We start from the raw sequence: 26,192 nt of genomic DNA on the forward strand, positions 1-26,192 counted from the left end.
ACGCAAAAAAAAACCAGCCTTTCGGCTGGTTTTTCAATCCTGAATCACGATGGATGTGTCATTACACTTCCATATAACCCACTGGCATTTCAATACGGGCAACCCCTGATGCAACCGCAGCTTCCGCAACCGCTTTCGCAACGCGAGGCAGCAGACGCGGATCCATTGGCTTCGGAATAATATACTCAGGGCCGAACGCCAGTTTCTCAACACCGGCTGCTTTCACAACTTCCGCAGGAACCGGCTCTTTCGCCAGTTCACGGATCGCATGAACCGCAGCCAGCTTCATGTCATCATTGATCTCGCTGGCACGCACATCCAACGCACCACGGAAAATAAACGGGAAGCAAATCACGTTATTCACCTGATTCGGATAATCCGAACGACCGGTCCCCATGATCAGATCATTGCGCACGGTATGGGCCAGTTCTGGCTTGATCTCTGGATCCGGGTTGGAGCAGGCAAAAACAATCGGCTGATCAGCCATCAGTTTCAGCGCTTCTGCAGACAACAGATCCGGGCCGGACACGCCGACAAAGATATCCGCACCTTCAATCACATCTTCCAGCGTTCGCTTATCGGTATTATTGGCAAACAGCTGCTTGTATTCGTTGATGTCATCGCGACGGGTGTGAATCACACCTTTACGGTCCAGCATGTAGATTTTCTCACGCTGCGCGCCACATTTAATCAGCAGTTCCATACAAGCCACGGCAGCTGCACCAGCCCCCAGGCAGACAATCACAGCTTCATTGATGTTCTTGCCCTGCAGTTCCAGTGCATTCAGCATACCCGCAGCAGTCACAATGGCCGTTCCGTGCTGATCATCATGGAAAACCGGGACCTGGCAGCGTTCAATCAGACGCTTTTCAATTTCAAAGCAGTCAGGCGCTTTGATATCTTCCAGGTTAATGCCACCAAAAGTGTCTGCAATATTCGCAACTGTATCGACGAACTCGTCGATGGTGCGGTGCTTGACTTCGATATCAATCGAATCCAGGCCTGCAAAACGTTTGAACAACAGTGCCTTACCTTCCATCACTGGCTTAGACGCCAGCGGGCCGAGGTTGCCCAGCCCCAGAATCGCCGTACCGTTGGTAATGACGGCAACCATGTTGCCCTTACCGGTGTACTTATAGACATTTTCTGAGTTTTGCGCGATTTCACGCACAGGTTCAGCCACACCCGGGCTGTAAGCCAGAGCGAGGTCTTCTACAGTGTTGGCAGGCTTGCTGAGTTCAACCGAAATTTTCCCGGGGACAGGGTAAGCATGATAGTGAAGTGCTTGTTGACGAAAATCTTCAGACATAGTTATTAGAATCCTGAATGGATGGATGTTCGGTTCGGTATTGAACAATGAATCATATTCGATAGCAGCACAAAATCCTAGTTTGCGCTAGCTGGTAATACCATGAGAATGCAGTCGGAACGCAGGAAAAATGCGGGGGTGTGACCTGCACGACTCATTATTATGATTATTGTAAATAAGAAGCCGAACATCAATGCGCTTGCGGGATCCCTCAAAAGCAAAAAGGGATGCCGCAGCATCCCTTTTTTCGACAGTGTCTTTCAGGTCTGAAGACCCGCAGCAATTACTTGCTGGACAGAGCGCCGAAACGCTTGTTGAATTTGTCGATACGGCCACCGGTGCTCACTTGACGCTGCTTACCAGTGTAGAATGGGTGACATTTGTCGCACACATCCAGGTTGATGTCGTCTTTGCTCAGAGTAGAGTTGAAGACGAAAGTGTTGCCGCAAGAACAACGAGCGTTTACAGCAGTGTATTCTGGGTGGATACCTTGTTTCATGGGGAAACCTCATAGCTAAGGCCGTGTCGCTCTCCCGATCCAAAGCCGGGCACCACACGTCGTTAATTAACACTGTCAGGCCAAAGGCGCTGGACAAATAGGCGGCGTATGATAATCAATCAGCAGCCACAGATCAACCGCAATCAGAACCTGCTGTGACTTTGCCTCATCCGCCCCGCAAGGTACACTGGCCCTATTCTCAGCATAAGTGAATTCAGCCAAACTGCATGACTGCCACCATCGCCAAAATAGCGCTGCCCGTCCCACTGGACAAAACCTTCGATTATCTGATTCCTGCGGGTCAAAAGCCGGTGGTCGGTGGCCGGGTTCGTGTCCCTTTTGGTCGCCAGCAACTGACCGGGATCGTGATTGAACTCACGGATTCGTCCTCTTTTTCACGCGACCAGCTCAAACCCCTCAAAGCCGTGCTGGACGCTGCTCCCTTGTGGCAACCACCGCTATTCCAATTACTGGAATGGACCAGCCGTTATTATCAGTATCCGCTGGGCGACACGCTGGCCAATGCACTGCCCGCAGCATTGCGTAAAGGCAAACCGGCCAACAGTGAAATTCGTTACTGGCAACTGACGGAACCAGGCAAAGATCAACCTCTGACGGCTTTAACCCGCGCCCCCCGTCAGGCCAAAGTGCTGACCCTGCTGCGCAACGGCGAACTCAGTCACGACATGATGCTTGACGCAGAAGTGAGCAGCGCCACGCTGAAAACTCTGGCCGACAAAGGCTGGATTGAAAGCTATCAATCGGTACCGAAAACACTTTGCTGGCAGGAAAGTTTTGCGATCACCGAAGACAAACCACGCTTGAACGAAGAGCAGGCGCTGGCCATCGCCAGTGTGAATGCCAATCCGGAATACGGCTGCTACTTATTGGAAGGGGTGACAGGTTCCGGCAAAACAGAAGTTTATCTCAACCTGCTCGAACCCATTCTGGCGGCCGGAAAACAGGCATTGGTGCTAGTGCCGGAAATTGGCCTGACCCCGCAAACCATCAGCCGTTTTCAGCGACGGTTTCATGTACCGCTGTTTACGATTCACTCCGGGCTGAACGATACAGAACGTCTGAGCGCCTGGCTGGCTGGCCGGGACAATCAGGCCGGGATCATCATCGGCACCCGCTCTGCCCTCTTCACGCCGTTTGCCAATCTCGGCATCATTATTGTCGATGAAGAACATGACGCGTCTTATAAACAGCAGGACAGTCTGCGCTATCACGCCCGCGATATGGCCGTCCTGCGGGCCAGCAAAGAAAATATTCCGATTGTACTGGGCTCTGCCACCCCGGCGCTGGAAACCCTGCACAACGCAAAAACCGGGAAGTACCATCATCTGCACCTCACCCGCCGGGCCGGGAATGCACAGGCAGCACGCCATGGTGTACTGGATGTCAAAGGCCTGTATCTGGAAGCGGGTCTCTCCGCCCCACTCATCGCCCGAATGCGGCAGCACCTCAGTGCGGGCAATCAGGTCATGCTGTTTCTCAACCGCCGCGGTTTTGCTCCGGCGCTGATGTGTCACGAATGTGGCTGGCTGGCAGATTGTAAACGCTGCGACGCTTACTACACCTATCACCAGAATACCGGGGAACTGCGCTGCCATCACTGTCAGACCCAGCGGCCCGTCATGCCCCAGTGCCAGCAATGCGGTTCTACACAGCTCCAGACCGTCGGTGTTGGTACGGAGCAGCTCGAACATCAGCTGGGCGAGCTGTTTCCCGACTATAAAACCGTTCGGATTGACCGCGACAGCACCCGGCGCAAAGGCAGCCTGGATCACTATCTGGAAGCCATTCGCAACAAAGACTATCAGATCCTGATCGGCACTCAGATGCTCGCCAAAGGGCACCATTTCCCCGATGTCACTCTGGTTGCGCTGGTCGATGTCGACAGCGCCCTGTTCAGCAATGATTTCCGGGCACCGGAACGGCTGGCTCAACTCTTTATTCAGGTCGCAGGCCGGGCTGGCCGGGCCAGCAAACCCGGCGAGGTACTGCTGCAGACCCACCACCCGGATCACGCACTCCTACAAGCGCTGCTGTATCAGGGCTACGACCATTTCGCCGCACAGGCACTGACCGAGCGGCGTCAGGCCATGCTGCCTCCTTATACATATCTGGCGCTGTTTCGTGCCGAAGCACAGCAAAGTGATCTCACGGAGCAGTTTCTGCTGCAGGTCCGCGGCATTCTGGAATCCAGTCCGCTCTTCAGCAACCACACGCTGGTCATGGGACCCAACCCGGCGCCCCTCTCGCGCCGGGCGGGTCGCTACCGCTGGCAACTCCTCTTGCAGGCACCGGATCGTAAGACTCTCCAGCAACTGCTGAGCATTGCACGGCCAGCCATTCAGCTCTTGCCACTGGCCCGAAAAGTCCGCTGGTCGCTCGATGTTGAGCCTCAGGATCTGAGCTGAAGATAAAACAAATAATGCGATCTGCTTCACAAAGCCAATGTAATTTATGCTATTGCGCACATGTTTAAACCCGCTTAAAGCGCCTACAATAACAGGCTTGCCGGACTAGGTTTCTGCGCCGATTTAGCGCCGATCCCCCGACAATCATGAGAGAAATATCTTAGAGAGGAACAATTTATGGCGACAATGAAGGATGTTGCCCAGCTGGCCGGTGTTTCAACCGCGACGGTTTCCCGTGCGCTGATGAACCCGGAGAAAGTGTCGGCCTCAACCCGTAAAAAAGTTGAACAGGCTGTCATGGACGCTGGCTATTCCCCCAACTCCCTGGCCCGCAACCTGCGACGCAATGAATCCAAAACCATTGTCGCAATCGTCCCGGATATCTGTGATCCCTATTTCACAGAAATCATTCGCGGTATTGAAGAAGCCGCCATGGAGCATGGTTATCTGGTGCTGCTGGGCGACAGTGGTCAGCAAAAAAGCCGGGAAAACTCATTCGTGAATCTGGTCTTTACCAAACAAGCCGATGGCATGTTGTTGCTGGGTACAGATCTTCCGTTTGACATCAGTAAGCCCGAGCAGAAAAACCTGCCGCCGATGGTGATGGCCTGCGAGTTTGCACCTGAGCTGGAACTGCCAACCGTCCACATCGACAACCTGACCGCCGCTTTTGAAGCCGTCAACTACCTGACGCAGATGGGCCATCAGCACATTGCACAAATCACCGGACCAGACAGCGCCATGCTGTGCCAGTTCCGTGCCCAAGGCTACCAGCAAGCGTTGCGCCGCGCCGGTATTGAGCTCAACCCGGCATATACCGTAAAAAGCGATTTCACTTTTGCTGGCGGAGCCCGTGCCGTGACCACCCTGCTGTCACTGCCAGAGCCGCCCACCGCGCTCCTGTGTCACAACGACGTCATGGCCATTGGCGCCATGCAGCAGGCCAAGCGTCTGGGCATCAAAGTGCCTCAGGACTTATCCATTGTCGGGTTCGATGATATCCAGTTCGCAGAATACTGCGATCCGCCGCTGACGACTGTCTCTCAGCCACGCTATGAAATCGGCCGTCAGTCCATGCTGATGCTGCTGGAGATCCTGCAAGGCAAAGATATTTCGGCGGGTTCACGTTTGCTGGATGCCAAACTGGTGATCCGCGAAAGCGCAGCCCCGCCATCCAATAAATATTAACGCCACCAGAGATGATGAAAACCTCACCACTTTGAGCAAAAGCTCACACTTCCACCGGGAAGCACACCTGCAATGACCCGCAGAGGCTTCCCGGCACTAGCCAGTCCGGGCACTTCTTTGTACCATATCTGTCCAATAGTTCAGCAATAATCAGACCATTGTGGCAACCAAAGATTACGTCAAACGCGGCCGGGCAGCGAAGAAGCCGGCCAGAAACAGCCGTTCCCGAAACAGCAAACCCAGCGGACAGTTCCCAGTCAAATGGGCGCTCATTGCGCTTTTTCTGGTGATTGGACTCGGTTACGGGCTCTATTTCCTGTCCTCTTCACCCAAACCTGCAGCGCCAGCGCCTGAAACAACTGCGCCCGTGCCGCCTAAGGAGCCCAGGAAACCGGCCGAGCCTGCCAAAAAAGAAACCAGTGTCAAAGTTGAGCCGAAACCTGTTCCTCAACCCAAGCCACAGGAAAAACTGCCGCCGAAACCAGCAGAAAAGTGGCGCTATATTGAAGAGCTGGAAAATAAAGAAGTTCAGGTTGAAGCCAAGAAAACCCCGGACAAACCCGGCCGTCCATACCTGATGCAGTGCGGTGCTTACCGGACTCCGGCACAGGCCGAAGAACGCAAAGCCATGATTGCTTTCCAGGGGCTGACCAGCCAGATCAAAGTCTCTCAGGGCGATAAAGGGAGCTGGTATCGTGTGGTTTTGGGTCCATACCCGCAAAAACGCAAAGCCGAGAGCGATCGGAACATGCTGCGTCGAGCCGGTATCGAGCCTTGTGCCATCTGGTACTGGGACGCCTGATCAGGTTGCTGTCTCCATCAGCCTGTCTACACTGACAACAGCACAACATCGCAAAAGGATGCTAAGTCATCCTTTTTTGTTTTCAGAAACGGACAGATCTGCCTGTTGCCTTGAAAACGGGCAGCCCCATCCCCAGATCATCGCCTATACCCATACCGGCCCCACGAGCCGGACTGATGCAAAGAGGTAAGACCGTGACAACTATCGTCTCTGTACGTCGCAACGGAAAAGTCGTCATTGCTGGTGATGGCCAGGTTTCTCTGGGCAACACTGTCATGAAAGGCAATGCCCGGAAAGTCCGCCGTTTATACAACAACCAGGTGCTGGCGGGATTTGCCGGCGGTACGGCAGATGCCTTTACTTTATTCGAGCGTTTCGAGCGTAAGCTGGAAATGCATCAGGGCCATCTCATGAAGGCCGCTGTCGAGCTGGCAAAAGACTGGCGAACGGATCGCAGCCTGCGCAGACTCGAAGCCCTGCTGGCGGTTGCCGATGAAACCGCGTCTCTGATTATTACGGGTAACGGCGACGTGGTTCAGCCGGAAAACGATCTGATTGCCATCGGATCCGGTGGGAACTTCGCCCTGTCTGCCGCCCGCGCACTGCTTGAAAATACCGAGCTGGATGCTCGCGCCATTGCTGAGAAGTCGCTGACCATTGCTGGTGAGATCTGTGTGTACACCAACGACTTCCAGACTGTTGAAGAACTAGATGCCCAGTAAGGATTCCTCATGTCTGAAATGACTCCCCGCGAAATTGTTCATGAACTGAACCGCCATATTATCGGCCAGGACAACGCCAAGCGTGCGGTCGCCATCGCACTGCGTAACCGCTGGCGTCGTATGCAGTTGCCGGAAGAGCTGCGGGTTGAAGTAACGCCAAAAAATATTCTGATGATCGGCCCGACCGGTGTCGGTAAAACCGAAATTGCCCGTCGTCTGGCAAAGCTGGCCAATGCGCCGTTCATCAAAGTCGAAGCCACGAAGTTCACTGAAGTGGGCTATGTGGGGAAAGAAGTCGAAACCATTATTCGCGATCTGACCGATGCCGCGATCAAAATGACCCACCAGCAAGCCACCGAGAAAGTACGCTTCCGTGCGGAAGAGCTGGCCGAAGAGCGTATTCTGGATGTACTGTTGCCGCCACCCCGTGACGCTTGGGGCAAGAACGAGGAAACCGAGTCCGATTCGGCGACCCGTCAGTCTTTCCGCAAAAAGTTGCGCGAAGGCAAACTGGACGACAAAGATATCGAAATTGATGTCGCCGCACCGCAGATGGGCGTTGAGATCATGGCACCTCCGGGCATGGAAGAGATGACCAACCAGCTTCAGGGGATGTTCCAGAATCTGGCGGGCAATACCACCAAAAAGCGGAAGATGAAAATCAAGGACGCGCTCAAAGCCGTGACTGAAGAAGAAGCATCGAAGCTGGTGAACCCGGAAGAGCTCAAAGAGCAAGCGATCTATGCGGTTGAAAACAACGGCATCGTCTTCATTGATGAGATCGATAAAATCTGTAAGCGCGGTGAGTCTTCAGGCCCGGATGTTTCCCGTGAAGGGGTGCAGCGTGACCTGCTGCCACTGGTTGAAGGGTCAACGGTCTCTACCAAGCACGGCATGGTGCGGACGGACCATATTCTGTTTATCGCATCCGGCGCATTTCAGGTGGCGCGTCCGTCTGATCTGATCCCGGAGCTGCAGGGTCGTCTGCCAATCCGTGTCGAGCTGGAAGCCCTAACCAGCGAAGACTTCAAACGTATCCTGACCGAGCCGAATGCTTCACTGACCGAGCAATATCGCGCCCTGATGGCGACCGAAAACGTCACCATCAGCTTTACGGAAGATGGTATCGCGAAGATTGCGGATGCAGCCTGGCAGGTGAATGAACGCACTGAAAATATCGGTGCCCGTCGTTTGCATACGGTGATGGAACGTCTGATGGAAGAGCTATCCTATGATGCTTCAGAGCAAGATGGCGTGGCGCACGTGATTGATCAGGCTTACGTCCAGGACCATCTGGGTGAGCTGGTTGAAGACGAAGATCTCAGCCGCTTCATTCTGTAATTCTGTCTTCGGGGTGCCTGTCTTTCGACGGGCGTCCCGTTTTCCCTTCAAGGCTTGCGCCAAAACAAAGTTCTTCCCCGCCTGGCTGCCATAATGGACCTATGCTGAACCATTGAATACGCAACCATGCTTTTATCTCCTTCGACGGTCTGGTTAGAGGCCACGCGTCCCAAAACACTGTTACTGGCGATCGCAGCGCTGCTGTGCGGCAATGCGCTGGCTGTCTCTCAGGGACATTTTTCCCCGTCAGTCGCTACACTTGCACTGATCACAGCTTTGCTGCTGCAGATTCTGTCGAATCTGGCGAACGACTATGGTGACGTCAAAAAAGGGACAGACAATGCCAACCGCCTGGGGCCAATCCGTGGCTTGCAAAGCGGTGCGATATCTTTGTCTGCCATGCGAATGGCCATGGCTGTAACCCTGCTGCTGATTATTTTGAGCGGTCTGGCCCTGCTGATTCTGGCGCAACCTGCCACAACGGTTTTACTGATTTTCCTCGGATTGGGCGCCGCCGCCATTATCGCAGCACTCGCTTATACGCTGGGTAAACGGCCTTATGGCTACCGGGGATTAGGCGACCCGGCAGTTCTTATCTTCTTTGGCTGGGTCGCTGTCGGTGGCAGCTATTATCTGCAAAGCCATTTGTTCTCGCTTGAAATCCTTTTACCCGCCACCGCCAGCGGGCTGCTGGCTGTCGGCGTCTTGAATCTCAACAATCTGCGTGACATGGACAACGATCGCGCCTGCGGCAAAATCACCCTGGCCGCCCGGCTGGGGTCGAGACTGGGCCGCGGGTATCATCTGGGGCTGCTGGCGGCCAGTGTGCTGTGTTTTGCCGCCTACAATGTCATCTCGGCTTTGCCGTCCTGGTGCTGGCTGTATCTGCTTGCAATCCCGCTTCTGCTTCAGCATGGAATACAAGTCTGGGCTACAACTGAGGGTCAGGCATTACGCCCCATGCTGGGTCAGCTGATTCGGGCTGCCATGTTCACCAACCTGCTGTATGCCGTCGGCCTTATCCTGAGCCGATAAAGCGCCGCATCAGGATTGCAATGCCGCCCGAGGTGGTTATACTTTCAGCAAGTTATTGAGCGGAAAACCGGATACACTCATCCGGCAGATACCGATTGATCCGATCATCACTTGCCAATGAAGAAGCGAGCTTATGGAATACAATACCTCTGAACTCTGTGATATTTATCTCGACCAGGTCGATGTGGTTGAGCCGATGTTCAGCTCATACGGGGGCCGAAGCTCGTTTGGAGGCCAGATCACCACCATCAAATGCTTTGAAGACAATGGCTTGCTTCATACCGTACTGGCTGACAATGGTGCAGGTCGGGTATTGCTGGTCGATGGCGGGGGGTCACTTCGCCGGGCGCTGGTTGATGCCGAACTGGCCCAGCTCGCCCTGCAAAACGAATGGGAAGGCATTATCGTCTATGGCTGCGTACGTCATGTCGACGAGCTCGATGAGCTCGATATCGGCATTCAGGCAATGGCATCCATCCCGGTCGGTGCTGACAATCAGGGCATCGGTGAGGTGGATGTTGCGGTCAATTTCGGGGGCGTAACTTTCTTACCGGAAGATCATCTCTATGCAGATAATACCGGCGTGATTCTGTCGCCGGAACCACTGGACATCGACTAATATCAATCAAAGTCAGTCAGTGATCAGAAATAGCGTAGGAAAAATGTTTGAGAACAAGGCGGATTTTTTAGATAAGTCCTGATTTTACAATCAAAAAATCTAACGCAGTGATCGAGCATTTGAACAAGCTAGGATGACCAATGATTGACTGCGATTGGTATAAGCTCAGCCTCGATTTCTGCCCATTGAAAAACAGAGCCATGCGGCTCTGTTTTTACAGATATCGCGCGGATTATTCCACGGTATCCATCTTACCCAGCAGTGCCCGAACGCGCTCTTGCCAAGCCTGGTGATCATGACGCAGTTTTTCATTGTCCTGCACCAGTGACTCACGATCGGCACGCAGTTCCTGTGCCAGATTCGCCAGGTTTTCGTTTTTCTCTTTCAGTTCTTCCACTTCCATCTGCAGCAGGGAAATGGTGTCGACGGCCATCTGCACTTTGGCTTCCAGCTGTTCCAGCATCTCTAAAGACATAGTTTTCACCCTATCAGTACCTGCGCAAGACCGCAGCTTACCCTTCCGAGCTGATGTTGCAGACAACGCTGACTGTCATCCAATTCGTGGGGATATCGCCGAGACTACCAGGCAAATAACAAATCCAATGTAAGCCCTATTCTAACTAGGCCTTATACGTCTGGCACCAACAAAAACCATGCTTCATCACAAACGCGTAAAATTTATGCAAAGTTCAACAAAATTTTACCTTTCGCTACAGGTCAGCCGAAGTGACCCGCGATGAAATGTTAGCGACCACTCAGATTTCTACTCCGAATTTTATGCTCGTCATAGGTCATGCTAGTGTGCGCCCGCAACCGATCAGAATAGAGTTTTTGCTCAAGATCCATGTTCTTATACGAAGATTAATACTGACCATAAACACAAATAGTATGCTCGAACGCACATTTTTTATTCGTTTTACTTTGCCAAAAATCATCATTCGCGTATTTTTCTGATCACATTACGATAACAAGTAATTGACCTACGACTCGACAAAAGGACTGGTAAATGAACAAAAGACAACCCCCGACATTGCTCGGCGAATGCCTGGCAGAATTTATTGGCACCGGATTGCTGATCTTCTTCGGTGTGGGCTGTGTGGCTGCACTGGTACTGGCTGGTGCAAGCTTTGGACAATGGGAAATCAGCCTGACCTGGGGGCTGGGCGTGACGATTGCGATTTACTGTACTGCCGGTGTCTCGGGTGCACACATCAACCCAGCAGTGACCATTGCGCTGGCAATCTTCCACGGCTTCGACAAATCTAAAGTTGCCCCTTACATTCTTGCCCAGCTTGCCGGTGCATTTTGTTCTGCGGCTCTGGTTTACAGCCTGTACAGCAACCTGTTCGTCGATTTCGAAAACGCGCATGGCATTGTGCGTGGCAGCGTTGAGAGCTTAGGGACTGCAGGCATTTTCTCGACCTACCCGAATCCGAGCCTGTCCTTTGCGGGTGCATTTGCTGTCGAGTTCGTCATCACGGCTGTACTGATGTTTGCTATTCTGGCCATCGGCGATGATAAAAATGGCGCACCGCGTGGTCCACTGGGTCCGGTTCTGATTGGTGTGCTGATTGCAGTGATCGGTGCTTCTCTGGGGCCACTGACGGGCTTTGCTATGAACCCGGCCCGTGATTTCGGCCCGAAATTCTTTGCTTATCTGGCTGGCTGGGGCGATATGGCGCTGACCGGTGGGAAAGATATCCCGTACTTCATCGTCCCGATTCTGGCGCCGATTGCGGGTGCCTGCTTCGGTGCCTGGTTGTATCCGAAAGCCATTGCGGTGTACCTACCGGGCAATCGCTGTACCCTGCCGAATCAATGTGAAACCGATGAAGAGAAAGAAACCGCGCAAGCCTGATTGCGGTGCTACTCCCCTATAATTATCAGAGAGAAGAGGACACTCAGATGACCACAGAACAAAAGTATATCGTCGCACTCGATCAGGGAACCACCAGCTCACGTGCCGTGATCCTTGATCACGATGCGAACATTGTGTGCACCGCACAGCGCGAATTCACTCAGATCTATCCGAAAGCAGGCTGGGTTGAGCACGACCCGATGGAAATCTGGGCAACCCAGAGCTCTACCATGGTGGAAGCCCTGGCCAAAGCCGGGATCCGGACCGACCAGATCGCCGGAATCGGCATCACCAACCAGCGTGAAACGACCATTGTCTGGGACAAAAATACCGGCAAGCCTGTCTATAACGCGATTGTCTGGCAATGCCGCCGGACCGCAGATATCTGCCAGAAACTGAAAGCAGAAGGTCTGGAAAGCTACATCCGTGAAAACACAGGTCTGGTCGTCGACCCGTATTTCTCCGGGACCAAAATTAAGTGGATTCTGGACAACGTTGAAGGTGCACGCGAGCAGGCAGAAGCTGGCAACCTGCTGTTCGGTACCGTAGATACCTGGCTGATCTGGAAACTCACTCAGGGACGCGTCCACGTCACGGACTACACCAATGCCTCTCGAACCATGCTGTTCAATATCAATGCACTGGAGTGGGATGAAAAACTGCTAAAAGCCATGGATATCCCGCTGTCGATGATGCCGGAAGTCAAAGCGTCTTCAGAAATCTACGGCCAGACCAACATTGGTGGTAAAGGCGGTACCCGTGTGCCAATCGCAGGGATTGCAGGCGATCAGCAGGCGGCTCTCTTCGGTCAGATGTGTGTGGAAGCCGGCCAGGCGAAAAATACCTACGGCACCGGCTGCTTCCTGCTGATGAATACCGGAAAAGAGAAAGTCACCTCGCAGAATGGTCTGCTGACGACGCTGGCCTGTGGTCCGAAAGGTGAAGCAGCCTATGCACTGGAAGGTGCAGTCTTCATGGCCGGTGCATCGATTCAGTGGCTGCGTGATGAACTGAAGCTGCTGGGCGATGCTAAAGACTCCGAATACTTCGCCGAGAAAGTTGGCAGCGCCAATGGCGTGTACGTGGTACCTGCTTTCACGGGCCTGGGCGCACCCTACTGGGACCCGTATGCCCGCGGTGCCATTGTCGGCCTGACCCGGGGTGTGAACAGCAACCACCTGATCCGTGCCACCCTGGAAAGTATTGCTTACCAGACCCGTGACGTACTCGATGCCATGCAGGCCGACTCAGGCATCCGCCTGGAAACACTGAAAGTGGATGGCGGTGCGGTCGCCAATAACTTCCTGATGCAGTTCCAGTCGGACCTGCTGAATACCGACGTGCACCGCCCTGTCGTCACCGAAGTGACCGCGCTGGGTGCCGCTTATCTGGCCGGCCTGGCCGTCGGTTTCTGGGGCAGCATCGACGAACTGAAAGACAAAGCCGTTCTGGACCGCAGCTTTACGCCATGTCCGGACGACAGCAAACGCGCCCGCCGCTATAACGGCTGGAAGCGCGCGGTTGAGTGCGCCAAAGGCTGGGCCATTGACGAAGAAGATTAATCCACTCGTCTGACCCTGCTGAGACACCCCGGCAAGCCTGCATTCCCCCGCAGGCTTGTCTTTTTTCTGCCGAACCGTCGCCCCAACCCATGGCGGCAGCTTGTGATACAATCGTGCAGATTTTCATCATTTCACTTCTGGAGTTCCCATGAAACGCGATTTAGCGATGGCTTTTTCCCGTGTGACCGAAGGTGCCGCACTGGCTGGCTATCAATGGCTTGGCCGAGGCGACAAAAATGCTGCGGATGGCGCAGCCGTTGAGGTCATGCGTACCCTGTTAAACCAAACCGAGATCGCGGGTGAGATTGTGATTGGTGAAGGTGAGATTGACGACGCCCCGATGCTCTATATCGGTGAAAAAGTCGGACTGGGCGGCGAAGCGGTCGACATTGCCGTCGATCCCATCGAAGGCACGCGAATGACAGCTATGGGCCAGAACAATGCGCTGACCGTTCTGGCTGCCGGTGAGAAAGGTGCTTTTCTCAAAGCGCCGGATATGTACATGGAGAAACTGGTCGTCGGCCCGGAAGCCAAAGGACACATTGACCTCAATCTGCCCATCGAAGACAACCTCCGAAATATTGCCGCAGCACTGGGTAAACCCCTCAATTCGCTGGTCGTAACCACGCTGGCAAAGCCACGTCATGATGCAGTCATCGCCCAGATGCAGCAACTGGGCATCCGCGTTTACGCCGTGCCGGACGGCGATGTAGCAGCCTCGATTCTGACCTGTATGCCGGACAGCGAAGTGGATGTGATGTACTGCATCGGGGGCGCGCCGGAAGGTGTGGTGTCTGCTGCAGCCATCCGGGCACTGGGCGGTGATATGCAGGGTCGCCTGCTCCCCCGTTTTCTGGTCAAAGGCGGCAGCGACGATAACTACCGCATGGGTCAGTTAGAAATGGACCGCTGCCGTGAAATGGGTATCGAACCCAATCAAGTGCTGCCGCTGGATCAAATGGCGAAAAGCGACAACGTCGTCTTTGCCGGTACCGGCATTACCAAAGGTGATCTGCTGGATGGCATCACCCGTAACGGCAACATCGCCACCACAGAAACCCTGCTGATCCGCGGCAAATGCCGCACCATCCGCCGCATCAAGTCAATTCACTATCTTGACCGTAAAGATCCGGCCATTCTGCCGCATATTCTCTGAATCGGCTCTCCGGTAACCTTTGCTGTTGCCGGAGATAAATTGCTGATCATTCTCTGATTTAGACGACTTTTCTGCGTCATCTGGACTAAGCTCTTTAGTAAAGCCATTGCTTTATATACTTTGTCAGCGCCATAATAGGCCGAATGAATACACGCAATACCACAATGAAAACCATAGATAAAATTCTCCACCGGATGAAACAGGACGGCCCGGTCACTGCCAAAGCACTCTCAGAAGAGCTGGGGCTGACGACCATGGGGGTTCGCCAGCACCTGCAAGGTCTGGAAGAAGATGGCCTGGTGGGCTTTGACGATATCAAAGCCAAAGTCGGGCGGCCGACCCGTCACTGGCATCTGACCGCCAAGGGTCACGAGCAGTTTGCCGACCGGCACGGCGATCTGATTATTCAGATGCTGGACTCGGTGGAGAACCTGTTTGGGCAGGAAGGCTTGCAAAAAATCCTGAATCAGCGTGAGGAAAGCACGCTCAGTCAGTACCAGCAGGCCATTGCAAAGGCAGAAAATTTAAAAGAAAAACTTCAGATCCTGACTACACTGAGGGAGAAGGAAGGTTACATGGCACAGCTGGAGTCTGACGACGACGGCTTCGTTCTCATCGAGAACCATTGTCCTATCTGCCATGCCGCCAAACGCTGCCCCTCTTTATGTCGATCTGAACTGGCTGTCTTCCAGCGTCTGCTGGGCGACAGCGTGGTGATTGAGCGCAGTGAACATATCATTGCCGGCCAGCGCCGCTGCAGCTACCGCATTTATCCGACCTGAGACACTGAATATGTAAAAGGAGATCACAATGGCTGACTGGATCCCTGCAAAGGTTATCAAGAATCGTCACTGGAACAGCGACTTGTTCAGTTTAACGCTGGAGGCGAACATTGAACCCTTCAAAGCCGGGCAATTTACCAAGCTGGCGCTCGAGTGCGACGGCAAAATGATCCAGCGTGCATACTCCTTTGTGAACCCACCCAATACCCATCAGATCGAAATCTACGCCACCCGGGTCGCGGACGGGCTGCTGTCTCCGCGCCTGCATGCCCTGGAGCCAGGCGATGAAGTCTTCATTACTGCCCGCGCCAATGGCTTCTTTACGCTAGATGAAGTCCCGGAGGGAGAATCCCTGTGGATGCTGTCAACCGGCACGGCCATCGGGCCCTACCTCTCGATCCTGCGGGAAGACACGGTCTGGAAACGCTTTCGCAAAATTGTGCTGGTGCATGCGGTCCGCTTTGCGGCCGATTTGAGTTATCAGGCTGAGATTAACGCCCTGAAAGCGACCCACCCTGAGCAACTCATCGTTCAACCTTTTGTCAGCCGCGAGCCTGCGCCCCTGACCTTACCCGGCCGGATCCCGCAAGCCATTGCCGATGGCATGCTTGAACGCCACGTCGGGATTCCGCTGGATCCGCAAACCAGCCAGTTGATGCTGTGTGGTAATCCAGCCATGGTGAAAGAGACCAAAGCGGTGCTGGAAACCCGGGGCTTCGAGAAAAACCTGCGCCGTAAACCCGGCCAGATCACGGTTGAACATTACTGGTAAACTCGCGTCTGATTTTTCCGACCTGATCGCCTGCCTTTTATTGAGCGTCTCATCAATGAGACGCTTTTTCGTTTCCCCGCCATCTAGTGTTAAGAGTGTCACACTTTTGGCCCTTTTGGCTGTTGGGGGAAATACGATGCAAACCTTACCTTCATTCGATGAACTCAAGCATCTGGCTGAAACTGCACCGGAAGCGTTAGAAGCCTTACGTCTGCGGATGAGCGAAGAAATCATCCAACAGGCCAGTCCGGCCATGCAACCGAGATTACGCGCCCAGCTCAGTCATATCAATCAGGTGATTGCCCGCGGTAAAAACCCGATCCATACCAATATGCTGCTCCGGGCTGAACTGCAGCAACAATTACAGCGCTTTGCCCAGTCCCTGATGTCCCCGGAAACCATTACTGAGCATCAGGCGGATGTGATGCCGTTTCGGCGCAGGGCATAACATCAAATGAAAACGGGCCGTTCAATGACGGCCCGATGACTTTGCATCCATCCCTTGCTCAAACCGTCCCGACTTCAGCGGCTTGCTTTGAGGTAGGTTTCTTTTTCCATATCGCGAATTTCAATGGTCAGGCTGTCAATCGAGGCGGCATGCTGCTCCAGTAGCGGCATCAAACGTTCTGCCAAACCACGCTTACAGTCGTTATCCCGGCCGGACAACAAGGCCAGCTCCAGATGGATAAAATTGCGCGCATCGCCCCCCTCGCCCACTTGCCACTGATGGCACGGGTAGGCCCGGGATTTCACAGAAGACGGTTCGAACACACCGCAGGTCAGCAGTGATTGATGTAAATCTTCCAGCAGGGCAGCGACATTCACGCGCTCGGCGACCGGATCCGCAAACTCCAGCTTCAGATGAGGCATACTTCTCTCCTTGATGTTCAGGCAATACCTGTATATTCCGTTTTTCGCCGCCTAAGTTAGCTGATTTTGCTGCTCTAGGCGACTGTCGTCTTCCGAAATCCTTTGCGGATCACTTTTCCCCGGGAAAACAACTGTCTGGATAACTTACAGGATTGAAAATAAATAACAGTTCAGCATTCACTTTTGGTGCTGAAATGGGTACAAACATCCAGGTCTTGCTCAAGATTAAGGAAGTTTACGTCTATCCGGCGTATACTGTGTGACGTTTTTGCCACAGGCATCAGGACGCCTCAAGCAGCATGGCAGACTACACTGAACACACCGCTGGCTTACGGCAGTGATGTGCTCAGTTTAGTCTGAGTTTAGACATCACATAGATATGGAGAAAATCTTATGCGTCATCCTGTAGTTATGGGGAACTGGAAACTCAACGGCAGCAAAGAAATGGTCACCAACCTGCTGACAGGTCTGGATGCTGCGCTGGCTGGCATTGACGGTGTTGACGTGGCCGTTGCGCCACCTGTGATGTATCTGGATCTGGCAGAGCGCCTGATCAGCCAGGGTCAGAGCAAGATTATCCTGGGTGCACAGAACGTGGATGTGAACGCCAGCGGCGCATTCACCGGTGATATCTCTCCGGAAATGCTGAAAGACTTTGGTGCCACCCACATCATCATCGGTCACTCAGAGCGTCGTGAATACCACAACGAATCTGATGAATTTGTCGCGAAGAAATTTGCCTTCCTGAAAGAAAACGGCCTGACGCCAGTGCTGTGTATCGGTGAGTCCGAAGCACAGAACGAAGCTGGTGAAACCGTTGCCGTCTGTGCCCGTCAGCTGGATGCTGTCATCAACACGCAGGGTGTTGAAGCACTGAACGGTGCCATCGTTGCTTATGAGCCAATCTGGGCCATCGGAACCGGCAAAGCTGCCACCGCACAACAGGCACAGGAAATCCACGCTGCGATCCGTGCGCACATTGCATCTTTCAGCGCGGATGTCGCGAACAATGTTGTGATTCAGTACGGCGGTTCAGTGAAAGCTGGCAACGCTGCTGAGCTGTTTGCAATGCCTGATATCGACGGCGCACTGGTTGGTGGTGCTGCCCTGGATGCAGAAGGTTTTGCAGCCATTGCGAAAGCTGCAGCTAAAGCGAAGAAGTAATTGCTGCCAGGCACTGTCAGCCTTCGGGCTGGCAGTGCTTCATCCGGTCATTTTCCCCCGCCCCCGGGCAGTGTTTCCACCACCAGCTGCCGCAGCCACTGATTCTTTTCATCCTGCGTTTTCACATCCGGCCACAACATCAGCATATCAAAATCAGGCACCTGAACCGGTGGTTCCGCCACAGCCAGTGCGTCCATCCCGGTTTCCGCTGCTGCCATCAGTTTGGGTACCACTGCGATCAACCGCCGCTGAAACAGCAAACGCCGGATCGTCATAAAGTTGCGGGATGCCACGGTGACACGCCGGGACAGATCATGGTCGTCCAGCAAACGATCCACCGTTGACACCAGACTGCCGTCCGGGCTGACCAGTGCCTGCTCGATGGCCGAAAACCGGGCCATATCGCCCACCTCTGCGGCATCGACCTGAAGCGGATCGAACAGGCAGACATGCTGCTCGCGATACAGCCATTGAGACGCAAACTGCGCCGCATGTCCGGGAATACTGCCAATCATCAGATCCAGTTTTTCCTGCTCGGCAACCGATTGATAATTATGACGGTTCACATGGACAAAACTCACCTGTGCTTGCGGTGCCGCTCCCCGAATCACATCATAGAGCTGAGGTGCAAACAAAAACTCGGCATAGTCGGTCAGCCCAATCCGGCACACACCCGAGAACGTCTCCGGCTCAAACACAGGTTTGATGAGCAGCTCCTGCGATACGGTGTCCAGCAAACGGGTCACCACAGGGGCAATCTGGTGTGCATAATCCGTCGGCACCATCTGATGCCCTTTGCGTTCAAACAATGGATCATCCAGCAACTGCCGGAGCCGGGACAAGCTGTGACTGACTGCGGACTGGCTGACGAAACTCTTCTCTGCGGCCCCGCTCACACTGCGGCATTCATACAGAAAGGCAAACACCACCAGCAGATTGAGGTCGATGCTTTTCCAGCGGATCTCAGACAGCCGGGTTAAATTCATCTGATTCATAGTTGGAATGATTTCTATCAATTTGAGTCATTTTACGTCATTCACTACATTAAGGGCGATCAATTCATCCAAACAGAAGCAAAACAGTATGTTCGCAATCTTCATGACCTTCTTCTCGCTGGGCTGGATCAGCTTCGGTGGCCCGGCGGCACACATCGGCTATTTCCGGCAGGCATTCGTCGAAAAACGCCAGTGGCTGAGTGACCATGAGTATGCACATCTGGTCGCCCTCAGTCAGTTTCTGCCGGGACCCGGGTCCAGTCAGGTAGGCTTCGCACTGGGCTATCACCGCGGGGGGCTGGGGGGCGCCTGCATGGCCTTTCTCGGCTTTACCCTGCCTTCTGTCCTCATCATGCTGGCGCTGGCCACATTGAGCAGCCGTCTGACGGATCTGAGCGGGTTCGACCATGTGGTGCATGGACTCAAACTGCTGGCGGTGGTCGTGGTGATCGATGCCACCTGGGGCATGTTCAAAAATTTCTGTCAGCGCCGCCTGACGGCTTTCCTGTGCGCGATCACAGCCATGACCCTGATGATCGCACCGGGTCTCGGGACTCAAATTGGAATGCTGTTGCTGGCACTGCTCATCGGGGCTCGCTGGCTGAAAACCGAAGACAGCACTGAGCCCGGCGCGGTATTCACCCCAACCCGCTGGCCACTGCTGCTTTTTGTCCTCATCTTTGTGGGGTTACCTCTGGCACTGAGTGCCCTGCCGGGTCACTGGCCAGTGGCTACGCTGTTCAGTGATTTCTTCCAGGCGGGCACACTGGTGTTCGGTGGCGGTCATGTCGTTCTGCCACTGTTGCAGTCCCTGGTGGGTGATCAGTTGAGCCAGGATACGTTTCTGACCGGCTATGCGGCGGCACAGGCAGTGCCGGGGCCGATGTTTACCTTTGCCACCTATCTGGGCTACGCATTACTGCCGTCCGCACCGATCCTCGGTGCGCTGCTGGCAACCCTGGCCATCTTTTTACCCGGTTTTCTACTGCTGCTGACCGTGCTGGCGCACTGGAAAACATTGGCAGCTTACCCTCGGGTTGCCGGGGCATTACAGGGCATTAATGCCGCCGTGGTCGGACTGCTGTTGTCGGCACTTTATCAGCCGGTCTTCACCAGTGCAGTCCTGAACGGGACGGATGCCGCGCTGGTCGTTGCCGGGCTCTTCCTGCTGAAGCAGTGGAAACTGCCGATTCTGTGGCTGGTGATTGGCTTCATGCTGACGGGCTGGGGACTCGGATCGGCTGGGGTGAACCTGTTGGGCTGAGCCCCGCTGAGTACGGCGCCTTCAGCATAAAAAAACGCCCGCCGGTAAACCCGGCGGGCGTTTCTGATGTTGTCATCAGCACTGAGCCAATCGATGGACTCAGAACAGTTTGTCTGCCACGGCAAACAGATCTTTACGCACCGGACGCTTCATGTTTTCAATCGCGTCGATGATGTCGTGATGAACCAGTTTCTCGTTCTGCACACCCACACAACGACCGCCTTCGCCCTGAATCAGCAGATCCACCGCGTATGCGCCCATTCGTGACGCCAGAATCCGGTCAAATGCGGTTGGCTGACCACCACGCTGAATATGACCCAGCACAGTTGCACGGGTTTCGCGGCCGGTTTCTGACTCAATGTATTTCGCCAGCTGATTGACATCGGTCATCAGCTCGGTGATCGCCACAATCGCGTGCTTCTTGCCTTTGTAGATCCCTTCTTTGATCTTCGCCAGCAGCTCTTCTTTGTGCAGGCCGGTTTCCGGTGTGATGATGTACTCACAACCACCCGCAATTGAAGCCATTAACGTCAGATCACCGCAGTGACGGCCCATCACCTCAACGATCGAGATCCGCTGATGCGATGAAGACGTATCGCGCAAGCGGTCAATCGCATCGATCACCGTATTCAATGCCGTCATAAAACCAATGGTGTAATCCGTCCCGGCGACATCGTTATCAATGGTGCCCGGCAGACCGATACAAGGGTAGCCCATTTCGGTCAGCTTCTTCGCACCCATGTAAGAGCCGTCGCCACCGATCACGACCAGCGCATCAATGCCATGCATTTTCAGATTCTCAATGGCCTGCGCACGCACTTTCTCATCACGGAACTCAGGAAAACGTGCCGAGCCCAGGAAAGTCCCGCCCTTGTTAATGACGTCAGAAACACTGGAACGGTTCAGCTTTTCAATCCGGTTCTGGTGCAGGCCCTGATAACCGTCATAAATACCGTAAACTTCCAGGCCTTCCGTTAAACCGGCACGCACTACACCGCGAATCGCTGCGTTCATACCTGGGGCGTCACCGCCACTGGTCAAAACACCAATCTTTTTAATCATGGTTACCCTCTGACTTTGGGAAATGAAAAATCCTTTCCTGCACGAGCTGGCTCAAGTCACCGACTCCGCCCCGCTCCCTCAACTCGGTTGCGACTCGCGTAAACTGTAACTTTCCTACTAATGTAGGAGTATTACAATTTAGAAAAACGATGTATTGATTCATATCACGTAAACAGGCCCTGTGCCGACCGACATTGCATCAGCGTGGAACCCGTCGTACATTTTGTACGACCAGGCCCGGCCAGCCACTCTGTCACTAAGTATATGCTCAGTTTCCGCTGTCAGCCTGTTCGGACCGGGTTCTCTGAAACGGCCGGATTTTTGTCACATGACCTGATAAATCTTACCCCGCAGTATAGCGTTTTTGTGATGAAATTTAATAACAAAATTGACAAGCCCAGTACAGAAGCACCACAAAAAAAGCCACAACCCGACGTTGTGGCTTCTGTTTACTGCCTTAAATTCAGCATTATTCACTGCGTTTTTCTTTCCATTTCGCCATGCATTCTGCCTGCTTCTCTGCTTTCAATGTCTTGTACTGTGCTTTTTGCTCTGGGGTCAGAATATTCAGCAGGTCATGACGGTGCTTCATCCTGTTCACCCGATGCTCAATTTGCTGATCAGACATCTGCTTCGCCAATGCACGAACGGCATTTTCATCAAAAGAATCCGCCAGCATCAGCGCCTGCATTTTCTCATGATTGGCTTTCATGGCTTCACGGCCTTCATCTCTGTGCTCGCGCTTGGATTCTTTCTGACTGTCCCGCAACGCACGCATTTGCTCTTTCTGCGCATCGGTTAAATTCAGATCACTGAAGATCCCCCGGTCGCCATGCGGGCCGCAGTCACCGTAGTACCCTTTTCCATGTGCCTTACCGCCGCCTGCCACTGCTGCAACCGAGCCGAACACCAGTGGCATGGCCAGCACAGCAACCAGAGTATGTTTCATCGTTTGATTCATCATCTTTTTCATCATCTCACTCGCTCTGTCGCGTTCATTCGTTACAAACAGAGTCTACGCCGTCGCAAGTAAAGGGCTGTCTCGAAAACGTAAATCTGGGTAAAGCAGTGTCATTCAGCTTGGCGTGTGATCCCCCATCGGGGATACTGAACAGCAAGAAAACGAATCTGGATATCCTGATGGCGAATATTCTTCTGGTCGACGACGATACCGAACTGACCGCATTGCTGAGTGACATTCTTCAACTCGAAGGCTTTACCGTGCGGGTAGCGCATCATGGAGAGCAAGGCCTGCAAATGGTGAATGATGAAACGGATCTGATTCTGCTGGATGTGATGATGCCAACCATGAACGGGATCGAAATGCTGCGTAAACTGCGGGAAACCAACACGACCCCCGTGCTGATGCTGACCGCCAAAGGGGAAGAAATCGACCGGGTACTGGGCCTGGAACTGGGCGCAGATGACTACCTGCCTAAACCTTTCAGCGATCGGGAACTCTTGGCCCGAATGCGCGCCATTCTGCGCCGGGCCAAAATCGTGCAGGAAAGCCAGCCGGAGGGAGACAGCCTGACCTATCTGGATCTGACCATCTATCCCGGTCGTCAGGAGGTCACCTGCAAGGGAGAACCGGTTGAGATGACCGCGACCGAACTGGCGCTGCTCAGCCATCTGGTCCAACACCCGGGAATCGTGGTCACCAAACAGGACCTCAGTCTGGAAGTACTGGGCAAGCGACTGGCCCCCTTTGATCGCGCCATTGATATGCACGTATCGAACCTGCGCAAAAAGCTGCCGCCACGGGATGACGGAAAACCCAGAATCAAAACCCTGCGCGGCAAAGGCTATCTGCTGGTGGAGGCCGGATGAAACTGCCTGTCCTGAACCGACTGTCGAGCCGGATTTTTGCCATCTTCTGGCTGACCCTGATGCTGGTGGTGGTGGTTCTGCTTTTGCTACCCCATCTGGATCCCCGCTCACAACATACGATTCCGCAGCCTGAACTGGAACGTTACCAGCAGGCCGCCTCGCGTATTTCTGAACGTCTCAGCGCACAACCGGGCGCCCTGCCCGACAAGCTGCTGCCCTGGGTCGATCCCGACCGCCATAAAGGAATGCAGCTTTACTTCACCAATTTTGAAGGCGAACTGATCACCCCGCACCAACGGACCAAAGCGCTGCGTAACTTTATCACCAGTGCCGACAGCCCGGATGCACCCCGCCAGAAACTCTACGGTCGCTGGATGATCGCCGGTCCGTTTCTGGTCAGCGATCAGCAGCAACGTGCGCTGATGTACATCGGCCGGGTGACCCACAGACCGCCGCCATTTTTCCTGCGCATTCTTGATCAGCCCTTCCACATGCTGCTCCTGACCATGCTGGTCAGCACGCCACTGCTACTCTGGTTGGCCTGGGCACTCAGCCGTCCGGCACGTCAGCTGCAACAGGCGGCGCAACGGGTTGCCAGTGGCCAGTTCACGCAGGATCCGACGCTGGAAACTTCCGGACCACGCGAGTTTCAGCAGGCGGGTGCCAGCTTCAATCAGATGGTCCGCTCGGTCAATCAGATGATCCGCGGTCAGCAACGGCTGTTGTCTGATATCTCACATGAACTCCGCTCTCCGCTGACCCGGCTGCGGATGGCCACCGCCCTGGCCCAGCGCAAACAGGGCAAGAGTCCGGAGCTGGATCGCATTGACACTGAAGCCGAACGACTGGAAGCCATGATCGCCAAACTGCTGGAACTGTCCCGGATGCAGATTCGTGGTCAGGAAGTCCGGGAAGCCAGTGATGCGGCCAGCCTGTGGCAGGACATGCTGGATGATGCAGAATTTGAAGCCAGCCAGCACCAGAAAAGCCTGACCTGCGGCCCATTACTGCCCTGGCCGCTGGCCGGAAACGCCGAGTTGCTGATCAGTGCGCTGGAAAACGTCGTCCGAAATGCCATCTATTATGGTAAAGACCGTGTCGAAGTAAAATTCTCAGCCAACGACCAGACACTGACTGTCACGGTCGACGATAACGGCATCGGAGTGCCAGAGGATGAACTGAAAGACATTTTCCGGCCATTCTACCGGGTGTCCACCGCTCGGGATCGTCACAGCGGCGGCACAGGGTTAGGTTTAGCCATCACCGAAAATGCCATTCGCCAGCATAACGGCTGCATTGCGGCGAGCCGCAGCCCGCTGGGTGGCCTGCGCGTCACGCTGACACTGCCTTTGTCGTCGCATGATGTGCCTGAAACTGATGAACCATTCGTCTCTGAAGAAGGATAAAAGGCCCTGTTGTGAGACCATCCAAGATGTTCCTTAGCGCCGATTGACAAGATCTGGGTGAATTGAGTGTCGAATACAAGCCTGCTGCTGCTGAATCTGGTTCTGGCCCTGATGATGTTCGGCATTGCGCTGGGCCTGAAACCGGCTGATTTCAGGACAGTCGCCCGGCATCCGAAAGGGCCACTGACCGGGCTGGCCGCGCAGTTTTTTCTGATGCCAGCCCTGACCTGGCTCCTGACCATAGTGGTGCCATTACCCGCCGAAGTCGCACTGGGGCTGATACTGGTCGCCAGTTGCCCTGGCGGCAGTTTTTCCAATCTCGTCACCTATCTTGCAAACGGCAATACCGCCATGTCGATCAGCATGACCGGCATGGCCAGCCTCGCCGCAGTACTGATGACACCGCTCAACTTCATGGGCTATGCCAGTCTGAACCCAGCCACTGCCGCCCTGCTCAAGCAGATCACCGTCCCGCCGCAAAGCATCCTGCTGGTGGTCATTCTGGTACTGGCACTCCCGCTCGCCCTCGGGTTGCTGTGCGGCTATCTTGCACCCGGATTTGCCCGGCGCAGCGAGCCCTGGTTCCGGGTCACTTCGCTCATCACGCTGCTGGGTTTTGTGGCTGCCGCGCTCCTGAGCCACTGGCCGCAGTTTATCGCAGGCGCCAATGTCTACCTGCTGACCGTCGTGGCGCACAATGCGCTGGCATTGGCTATCGGCTGGCTGAGTGCCTGGACGATGAAACTGCCGATGGCCGACAGGCGAGCCGTTACGCTGGAGGTCGGTCTGCAAAACTCCGGACTGGGGCTGGGGATCATTTTCTCGTTTTTCAGCGATCTGACCGGCATGGCGATCATTGCTGCCGGTTGGGGGATCTGGCATCTGCTCAGTGGTCTGGGGCTGTGTTTTCTCTGGCAACGACAGGACAGACGACAGCGGCGAGTTCCGGTGCTCAAGCAGGTTGAAGCGTCGCGCACACCCCCCCGCTGAACACTGGTTTCATCCGCACAAGACAGGCTACAATGGCCGTTTTCCCATCGCTGAATCCTGACCATGTTTGATATTGCTCTGTACGAACCTGAAATTGCGCCCAATACGGGCAACATTATCCGCCTGTGTGCCAATTGCGGTGCGAATCTGCACCTGATTGAGCCGCTGGGGTTTGATTTAGAAGAAAAAAAGCTGCGCCGAGCCGGACTGGATTACCGCGATCTGACCCACGTCCACCGACATGCCAACTTTGATGCCTTTCTGGCAGCAACGGCGGGACGCCGCCTGTTCGCCTGTACGACCAAAGCCACGCAGTACCACACAGAAGCTCAGTTTCAGGCCGGGGATATTCTGTTATTCGGTCCGGAAACCCGAGGCCTCCCCGCAGAAGTGATTGAAAGCCTGCCACCGGCGCAGCGCCTTCGGATCCCAATGCATCCGGACAGCCGCAGTCTGAACCTGTCGAATGCCGCGTCCATCATTGCCTTTGAAGCCTGGCGTCAGTTTGATTTTTCCGGCGCGAAATAATCAGACAACAGC

Annotated in this window: 26 protein-coding genes; 19 read left to right on the forward strand and 7 right to left on the reverse strand. The window is 54.5% G+C overall.

Features of this window, described 5'->3' with window-relative positions:
- Window positions 1-61: 61 nt before the first annotated feature.
- Together Q4579_RS08455 and rpmE are read right to left on the reverse strand one after the other, a co-directional pair.
- Window positions 62-1,309 (reverse strand): malic enzyme-like NAD(P)-binding protein, encoded by a 1,248-nt coding sequence (locus tag Q4579_RS08455; protein WP_211646470.1) that lies wholly within the window; start codon window positions 1,307-1,309, stop codon window positions 62-64.
- Between the two features lie 283 nt (window positions 1,310-1,592).
- On the reverse strand, window positions 1,593-1,808 hold the full coding sequence (rpmE, locus tag Q4579_RS08460; protein ID WP_211646471.1) for a 50S ribosomal protein L31: 216 nt from the start codon (window positions 1,806-1,808) through the stop codon (window positions 1,593-1,595).
- Between the two features lie 227 nt (window positions 1,809-2,035).
- Here rpmE and priA point away from each other — a divergent pair, with 227 nt between their 5' ends.
- The 7 genes from priA to rraA all read left to right on the forward strand — a co-directional run bounded on the left by priA (window position 2,036) and on the right by rraA (window position 9,941).
- Window positions 2,036-4,234, forward strand: a complete 2,199-nt coding sequence (gene priA, locus Q4579_RS08465) for a primosomal protein N' (protein ID WP_303563218.1) — start codon at window positions 2,036-2,038, stop codon at window positions 4,232-4,234.
- Between the two features lie 177 nt (window positions 4,235-4,411).
- Complete coding sequence (cytR, locus tag Q4579_RS08470; protein WP_211646472.1) at window positions 4,412-5,422, forward strand: DNA-binding transcriptional regulator CytR; 1,011 nt, start codon at window positions 4,412-4,414, stop codon at window positions 5,420-5,422.
- A 160-nt stretch (window positions 5,423-5,582) separates the two neighbouring features.
- Entirely contained in the window at window positions 5,583-6,224 is a 642-nt protein-coding gene (locus Q4579_RS08475; protein ID WP_303563220.1) for an SPOR domain-containing protein, read from the forward strand.
- A 194-nt stretch (window positions 6,225-6,418) separates the two neighbouring features.
- Window positions 6,419-6,946 (forward strand): ATP-dependent protease subunit HslV, encoded by a 528-nt coding sequence (gene hslV, locus Q4579_RS08480; protein WP_303563222.1) that lies wholly within the window; start codon window positions 6,419-6,421, stop codon window positions 6,944-6,946.
- Between the two features lie 9 nt (window positions 6,947-6,955).
- The gene (hslU, locus tag Q4579_RS08485) at window positions 6,956-8,287 is read left to right on the forward strand and encodes an HslU--HslV peptidase ATPase subunit (RefSeq protein WP_303563224.1); all 1,332 of its coding nucleotides are present in this window, start codon (window positions 6,956-6,958) and stop codon (window positions 8,285-8,287) included.
- A gap of 126 nt (window positions 8,288-8,413) precedes the next feature.
- Window positions 8,414-9,322, forward strand: a complete 909-nt coding sequence (locus tag Q4579_RS08490; protein WP_303563226.1) for a 1,4-dihydroxy-2-naphthoate polyprenyltransferase — start codon at window positions 8,414-8,416, stop codon at window positions 9,320-9,322.
- A 133-nt stretch (window positions 9,323-9,455) separates the two neighbouring features.
- Complete coding sequence (gene rraA, locus Q4579_RS08495) at window positions 9,456-9,941, forward strand: ribonuclease E activity regulator RraA (protein WP_303563228.1); 486 nt, start codon at window positions 9,456-9,458, stop codon at window positions 9,939-9,941.
- A gap of 232 nt (window positions 9,942-10,173) precedes the next feature.
- Here the strand turns inward: rraA and zapB are convergent, their stop codons facing one another.
- Complete coding sequence (gene zapB, locus Q4579_RS08500; protein WP_036754671.1) at window positions 10,174-10,416, reverse strand: cell division protein ZapB; 243 nt, start codon at window positions 10,414-10,416, stop codon at window positions 10,174-10,176.
- Window positions 10,417-10,947: 531 nt separating this feature from the next.
- Here zapB and Q4579_RS08505 point away from each other — a divergent pair.
- The 6 genes from Q4579_RS08505 (at window position 10,948) to Q4579_RS08530 (ending at window position 16,519) form a co-directional block, all read left to right on the forward strand.
- Window positions 10,948-11,799: an MIP/aquaporin family protein gene (locus Q4579_RS08505; protein WP_303563231.1), complete on the forward strand. Its 852-nt coding sequence runs from the start codon at window positions 10,948-10,950 to the stop codon at window positions 11,797-11,799.
- Window positions 11,800-11,846: 47 nt separating this feature from the next.
- The gene (gene glpK / locus Q4579_RS08510) at window positions 11,847-13,361 is read left to right on the forward strand and encodes a glycerol kinase GlpK (protein ID WP_303563233.1); all 1,515 of its coding nucleotides are present in this window, start codon (window positions 11,847-11,849) and stop codon (window positions 13,359-13,361) included.
- A gap of 148 nt (window positions 13,362-13,509) precedes the next feature.
- Complete coding sequence (glpX, locus tag Q4579_RS08515; protein WP_211646480.1) at window positions 13,510-14,517, forward strand: class II fructose-bisphosphatase; 1,008 nt, start codon at window positions 13,510-13,512, stop codon at window positions 14,515-14,517.
- Window positions 14,518-14,681: 164 nt separating this feature from the next.
- On the forward strand, window positions 14,682-15,299 hold the full coding sequence (locus tag Q4579_RS08520) for a metalloregulator ArsR/SmtB family transcription factor (RefSeq protein WP_303563237.1): 618 nt from the start codon (window positions 14,682-14,684) through the stop codon (window positions 15,297-15,299).
- 28 nt (window positions 15,300-15,327) lie between these two features.
- The gene (locus Q4579_RS08525; protein ID WP_303563239.1) at window positions 15,328-16,071 is read left to right on the forward strand and encodes a ferredoxin--NADP reductase; all 744 of its coding nucleotides are present in this window, start codon (window positions 15,328-15,330) and stop codon (window positions 16,069-16,071) included.
- A 136-nt stretch (window positions 16,072-16,207) separates the two neighbouring features.
- Window positions 16,208-16,519 (forward strand): DUF3135 domain-containing protein, encoded by a 312-nt coding sequence (locus Q4579_RS08530; protein WP_303563241.1) that lies wholly within the window; start codon window positions 16,208-16,210, stop codon window positions 16,517-16,519.
- Between the two features lie 74 nt (window positions 16,520-16,593).
- Here Q4579_RS08530 and Q4579_RS08535 read toward each other — a convergent pair whose 3' ends face one another.
- Window positions 16,594-16,941: a 5-carboxymethyl-2-hydroxymuconate Delta-isomerase gene (locus Q4579_RS08535; RefSeq protein ID WP_211646484.1), complete on the reverse strand. Its 348-nt coding sequence runs from the start codon at window positions 16,939-16,941 to the stop codon at window positions 16,594-16,596.
- A 393-nt stretch (window positions 16,942-17,334) separates the two neighbouring features.
- Between Q4579_RS08535 and tpiA the strand changes: the two genes are divergently transcribed.
- On the forward strand, window positions 17,335-18,105 hold the full coding sequence (gene tpiA / locus Q4579_RS08540) for a triose-phosphate isomerase (protein WP_303563243.1): 771 nt from the start codon (window positions 17,335-17,337) through the stop codon (window positions 18,103-18,105).
- A gap of 47 nt (window positions 18,106-18,152) precedes the next feature.
- On the opposite strand, the gene Q4579_RS08545 is transcribed toward tpiA, so the two are convergent.
- The gene (locus Q4579_RS08545; protein WP_303563244.1) at window positions 18,153-19,100 is read right to left on the reverse strand and encodes a LysR family transcriptional regulator; all 948 of its coding nucleotides are present in this window, start codon (window positions 19,098-19,100) and stop codon (window positions 18,153-18,155) included.
- A gap of 88 nt (window positions 19,101-19,188) precedes the next feature.
- On the opposite strand from Q4579_RS08545, the gene chrA reads away from it, so the two are divergent.
- A complete protein-coding gene (gene chrA / locus Q4579_RS08550; protein ID WP_303563245.1) occupies window positions 19,189-20,364 on the forward strand; it encodes a chromate efflux transporter in 1,176 nt (391 codons plus the stop codon).
- A gap of 99 nt (window positions 20,365-20,463) precedes the next feature.
- Here the strand turns inward: chrA and pfkA are convergent, their stop codons facing one another.
- Together pfkA and Q4579_RS08560 are read right to left on the reverse strand one after the other, a co-directional pair.
- Complete coding sequence (pfkA, locus tag Q4579_RS08555; protein WP_303563246.1) at window positions 20,464-21,426, reverse strand: 6-phosphofructokinase; 963 nt, start codon at window positions 21,424-21,426, stop codon at window positions 20,464-20,466.
- Between the two features lie 469 nt (window positions 21,427-21,895).
- Window positions 21,896-22,387, reverse strand: a complete 492-nt coding sequence (locus Q4579_RS08560; protein ID WP_303563248.1) for a CpxP family protein — start codon at window positions 22,385-22,387, stop codon at window positions 21,896-21,898.
- Between the two features lie 179 nt (window positions 22,388-22,566).
- Here Q4579_RS08560 and Q4579_RS08565 point away from each other — a divergent pair, with 179 nt between their 5' ends.
- The 4 genes from Q4579_RS08565 (at window position 22,567) to Q4579_RS08580 (ending at window position 26,180) form a co-directional block, all read left to right on the forward strand.
- Window positions 22,567-23,256: a response regulator gene (locus Q4579_RS08565; RefSeq protein ID WP_211646487.1), complete on the forward strand. Its 690-nt coding sequence runs from the start codon at window positions 22,567-22,569 to the stop codon at window positions 23,254-23,256.
- The gene (cpxA, locus tag Q4579_RS08570) at window positions 23,253-24,662 is read left to right on the forward strand and encodes an envelope stress sensor histidine kinase CpxA (RefSeq protein ID WP_303563251.1); all 1,410 of its coding nucleotides are present in this window, start codon (window positions 23,253-23,255) and stop codon (window positions 24,660-24,662) included. Before Q4579_RS08565 ends, cpxA begins: the two co-directional genes overlap by 4 nt.
- A gap of 66 nt (window positions 24,663-24,728) precedes the next feature.
- Complete coding sequence (locus Q4579_RS08575; protein WP_303563253.1) at window positions 24,729-25,652, forward strand: bile acid:sodium symporter family protein; 924 nt, start codon at window positions 24,729-24,731, stop codon at window positions 25,650-25,652.
- Window positions 25,653-25,715: 63 nt separating this feature from the next.
- Window positions 25,716-26,180 (forward strand): tRNA (cytidine(34)-2'-O)-methyltransferase, encoded by a 465-nt coding sequence (locus Q4579_RS08580; RefSeq protein WP_303563255.1) that lies wholly within the window; start codon window positions 25,716-25,718, stop codon window positions 26,178-26,180.
- The last annotated feature ends 12 nt before the right edge of the window (window positions 26,181-26,192 follow it).

This window comes from Photobacterium sp. 1_MG-2023 (assembly GCF_030547945.1).
In the GTDB taxonomy this organism is placed as follows: Bacteria; Pseudomonadota; Gammaproteobacteria; order Enterobacterales; family Vibrionaceae; genus Photobacterium.

Excerpts from the sequence above, each read along its gene's own strand:
- Q4579_RS08455 (WP_211646470.1), bottom strand. The coding sequence starts at position 1,309 with ATGTCTGAAGATTTTCGTCAACAAGCACTTCACTATCATGCTTACCCT.
- rpmE (WP_211646471.1), bottom strand. The coding sequence starts at position 1,808 with ATGAAACAAGGTATCCACCCAGAATACACTGCTGTAAACGCTCGTTGT.
- priA (WP_303563218.1), top strand. The coding sequence starts at position 2,036 with ATGACTGCCACCATCGCCAAAATAGCGCTGCCCGTCCCACTGGACAAA.
- cytR (WP_211646472.1), top strand. The coding sequence starts at position 4,412 with ATGGCGACAATGAAGGATGTTGCCCAGCTGGCCGGTGTTTCAACCGCG.
- hslU (WP_303563224.1), top strand. The coding sequence starts at position 6,956 with ATGTCTGAAATGACTCCCCGCGAAATTGTTCATGAACTGAACCGCCAT.
- Q4579_RS08490 (WP_303563226.1), top strand. The coding sequence starts at position 8,414 with ATGCTTTTATCTCCTTCGACGGTCTGGTTAGAGGCCACGCGTCCCAAA.
- rraA (WP_303563228.1), top strand. The coding sequence starts at position 9,456 with ATGGAATACAATACCTCTGAACTCTGTGATATTTATCTCGACCAGGTC.
- zapB (WP_036754671.1), bottom strand. The coding sequence starts at position 10,416 with ATGTCTTTAGAGATGCTGGAACAGCTGGAAGCCAAAGTGCAGATGGCC.
- Q4579_RS08505 (WP_303563231.1), top strand. The coding sequence starts at position 10,948 with ATGAACAAAAGACAACCCCCGACATTGCTCGGCGAATGCCTGGCAGAA.
- glpK (WP_303563233.1), top strand. The coding sequence starts at position 11,847 with ATGACCACAGAACAAAAGTATATCGTCGCACTCGATCAGGGAACCACC.
- glpX (WP_211646480.1), top strand. The coding sequence starts at position 13,510 with ATGAAACGCGATTTAGCGATGGCTTTTTCCCGTGTGACCGAAGGTGCC.
- Q4579_RS08520 (WP_303563237.1), top strand. The coding sequence starts at position 14,682 with ATGAAAACCATAGATAAAATTCTCCACCGGATGAAACAGGACGGCCCG.
- Q4579_RS08525 (WP_303563239.1), top strand. The coding sequence starts at position 15,328 with ATGGCTGACTGGATCCCTGCAAAGGTTATCAAGAATCGTCACTGGAAC.
- Q4579_RS08530 (WP_303563241.1), top strand. The coding sequence starts at position 16,208 with ATGCAAACCTTACCTTCATTCGATGAACTCAAGCATCTGGCTGAAACT.
- Q4579_RS08535 (WP_211646484.1), bottom strand. The coding sequence starts at position 16,941 with ATGCCTCATCTGAAGCTGGAGTTTGCGGATCCGGTCGCCGAGCGCGTG.
- tpiA (WP_303563243.1), top strand. The coding sequence starts at position 17,335 with ATGCGTCATCCTGTAGTTATGGGGAACTGGAAACTCAACGGCAGCAAA.
- Q4579_RS08545 (WP_303563244.1), bottom strand. The coding sequence starts at position 19,100 with ATGAATCAGATGAATTTAACCCGGCTGTCTGAGATCCGCTGGAAAAGC.
- chrA (WP_303563245.1), top strand. The coding sequence starts at position 19,189 with ATGTTCGCAATCTTCATGACCTTCTTCTCGCTGGGCTGGATCAGCTTC.
- pfkA (WP_303563246.1), bottom strand. The coding sequence starts at position 21,426 with ATGATTAAAAAGATTGGTGTTTTGACCAGTGGCGGTGACGCCCCAGGT.
- Q4579_RS08560 (WP_303563248.1), bottom strand. The coding sequence starts at position 22,387 with ATGAATCAAACGATGAAACATACTCTGGTTGCTGTGCTGGCCATGCCA.
- Q4579_RS08565 (WP_211646487.1), top strand. The coding sequence starts at position 22,567 with ATGGCGAATATTCTTCTGGTCGACGACGATACCGAACTGACCGCATTG.
- cpxA (WP_303563251.1), top strand. The coding sequence starts at position 23,253 with ATGAAACTGCCTGTCCTGAACCGACTGTCGAGCCGGATTTTTGCCATC.
- Q4579_RS08580 (WP_303563255.1), top strand. The coding sequence starts at position 25,716 with ATGTTTGATATTGCTCTGTACGAACCTGAAATTGCGCCCAATACGGGC.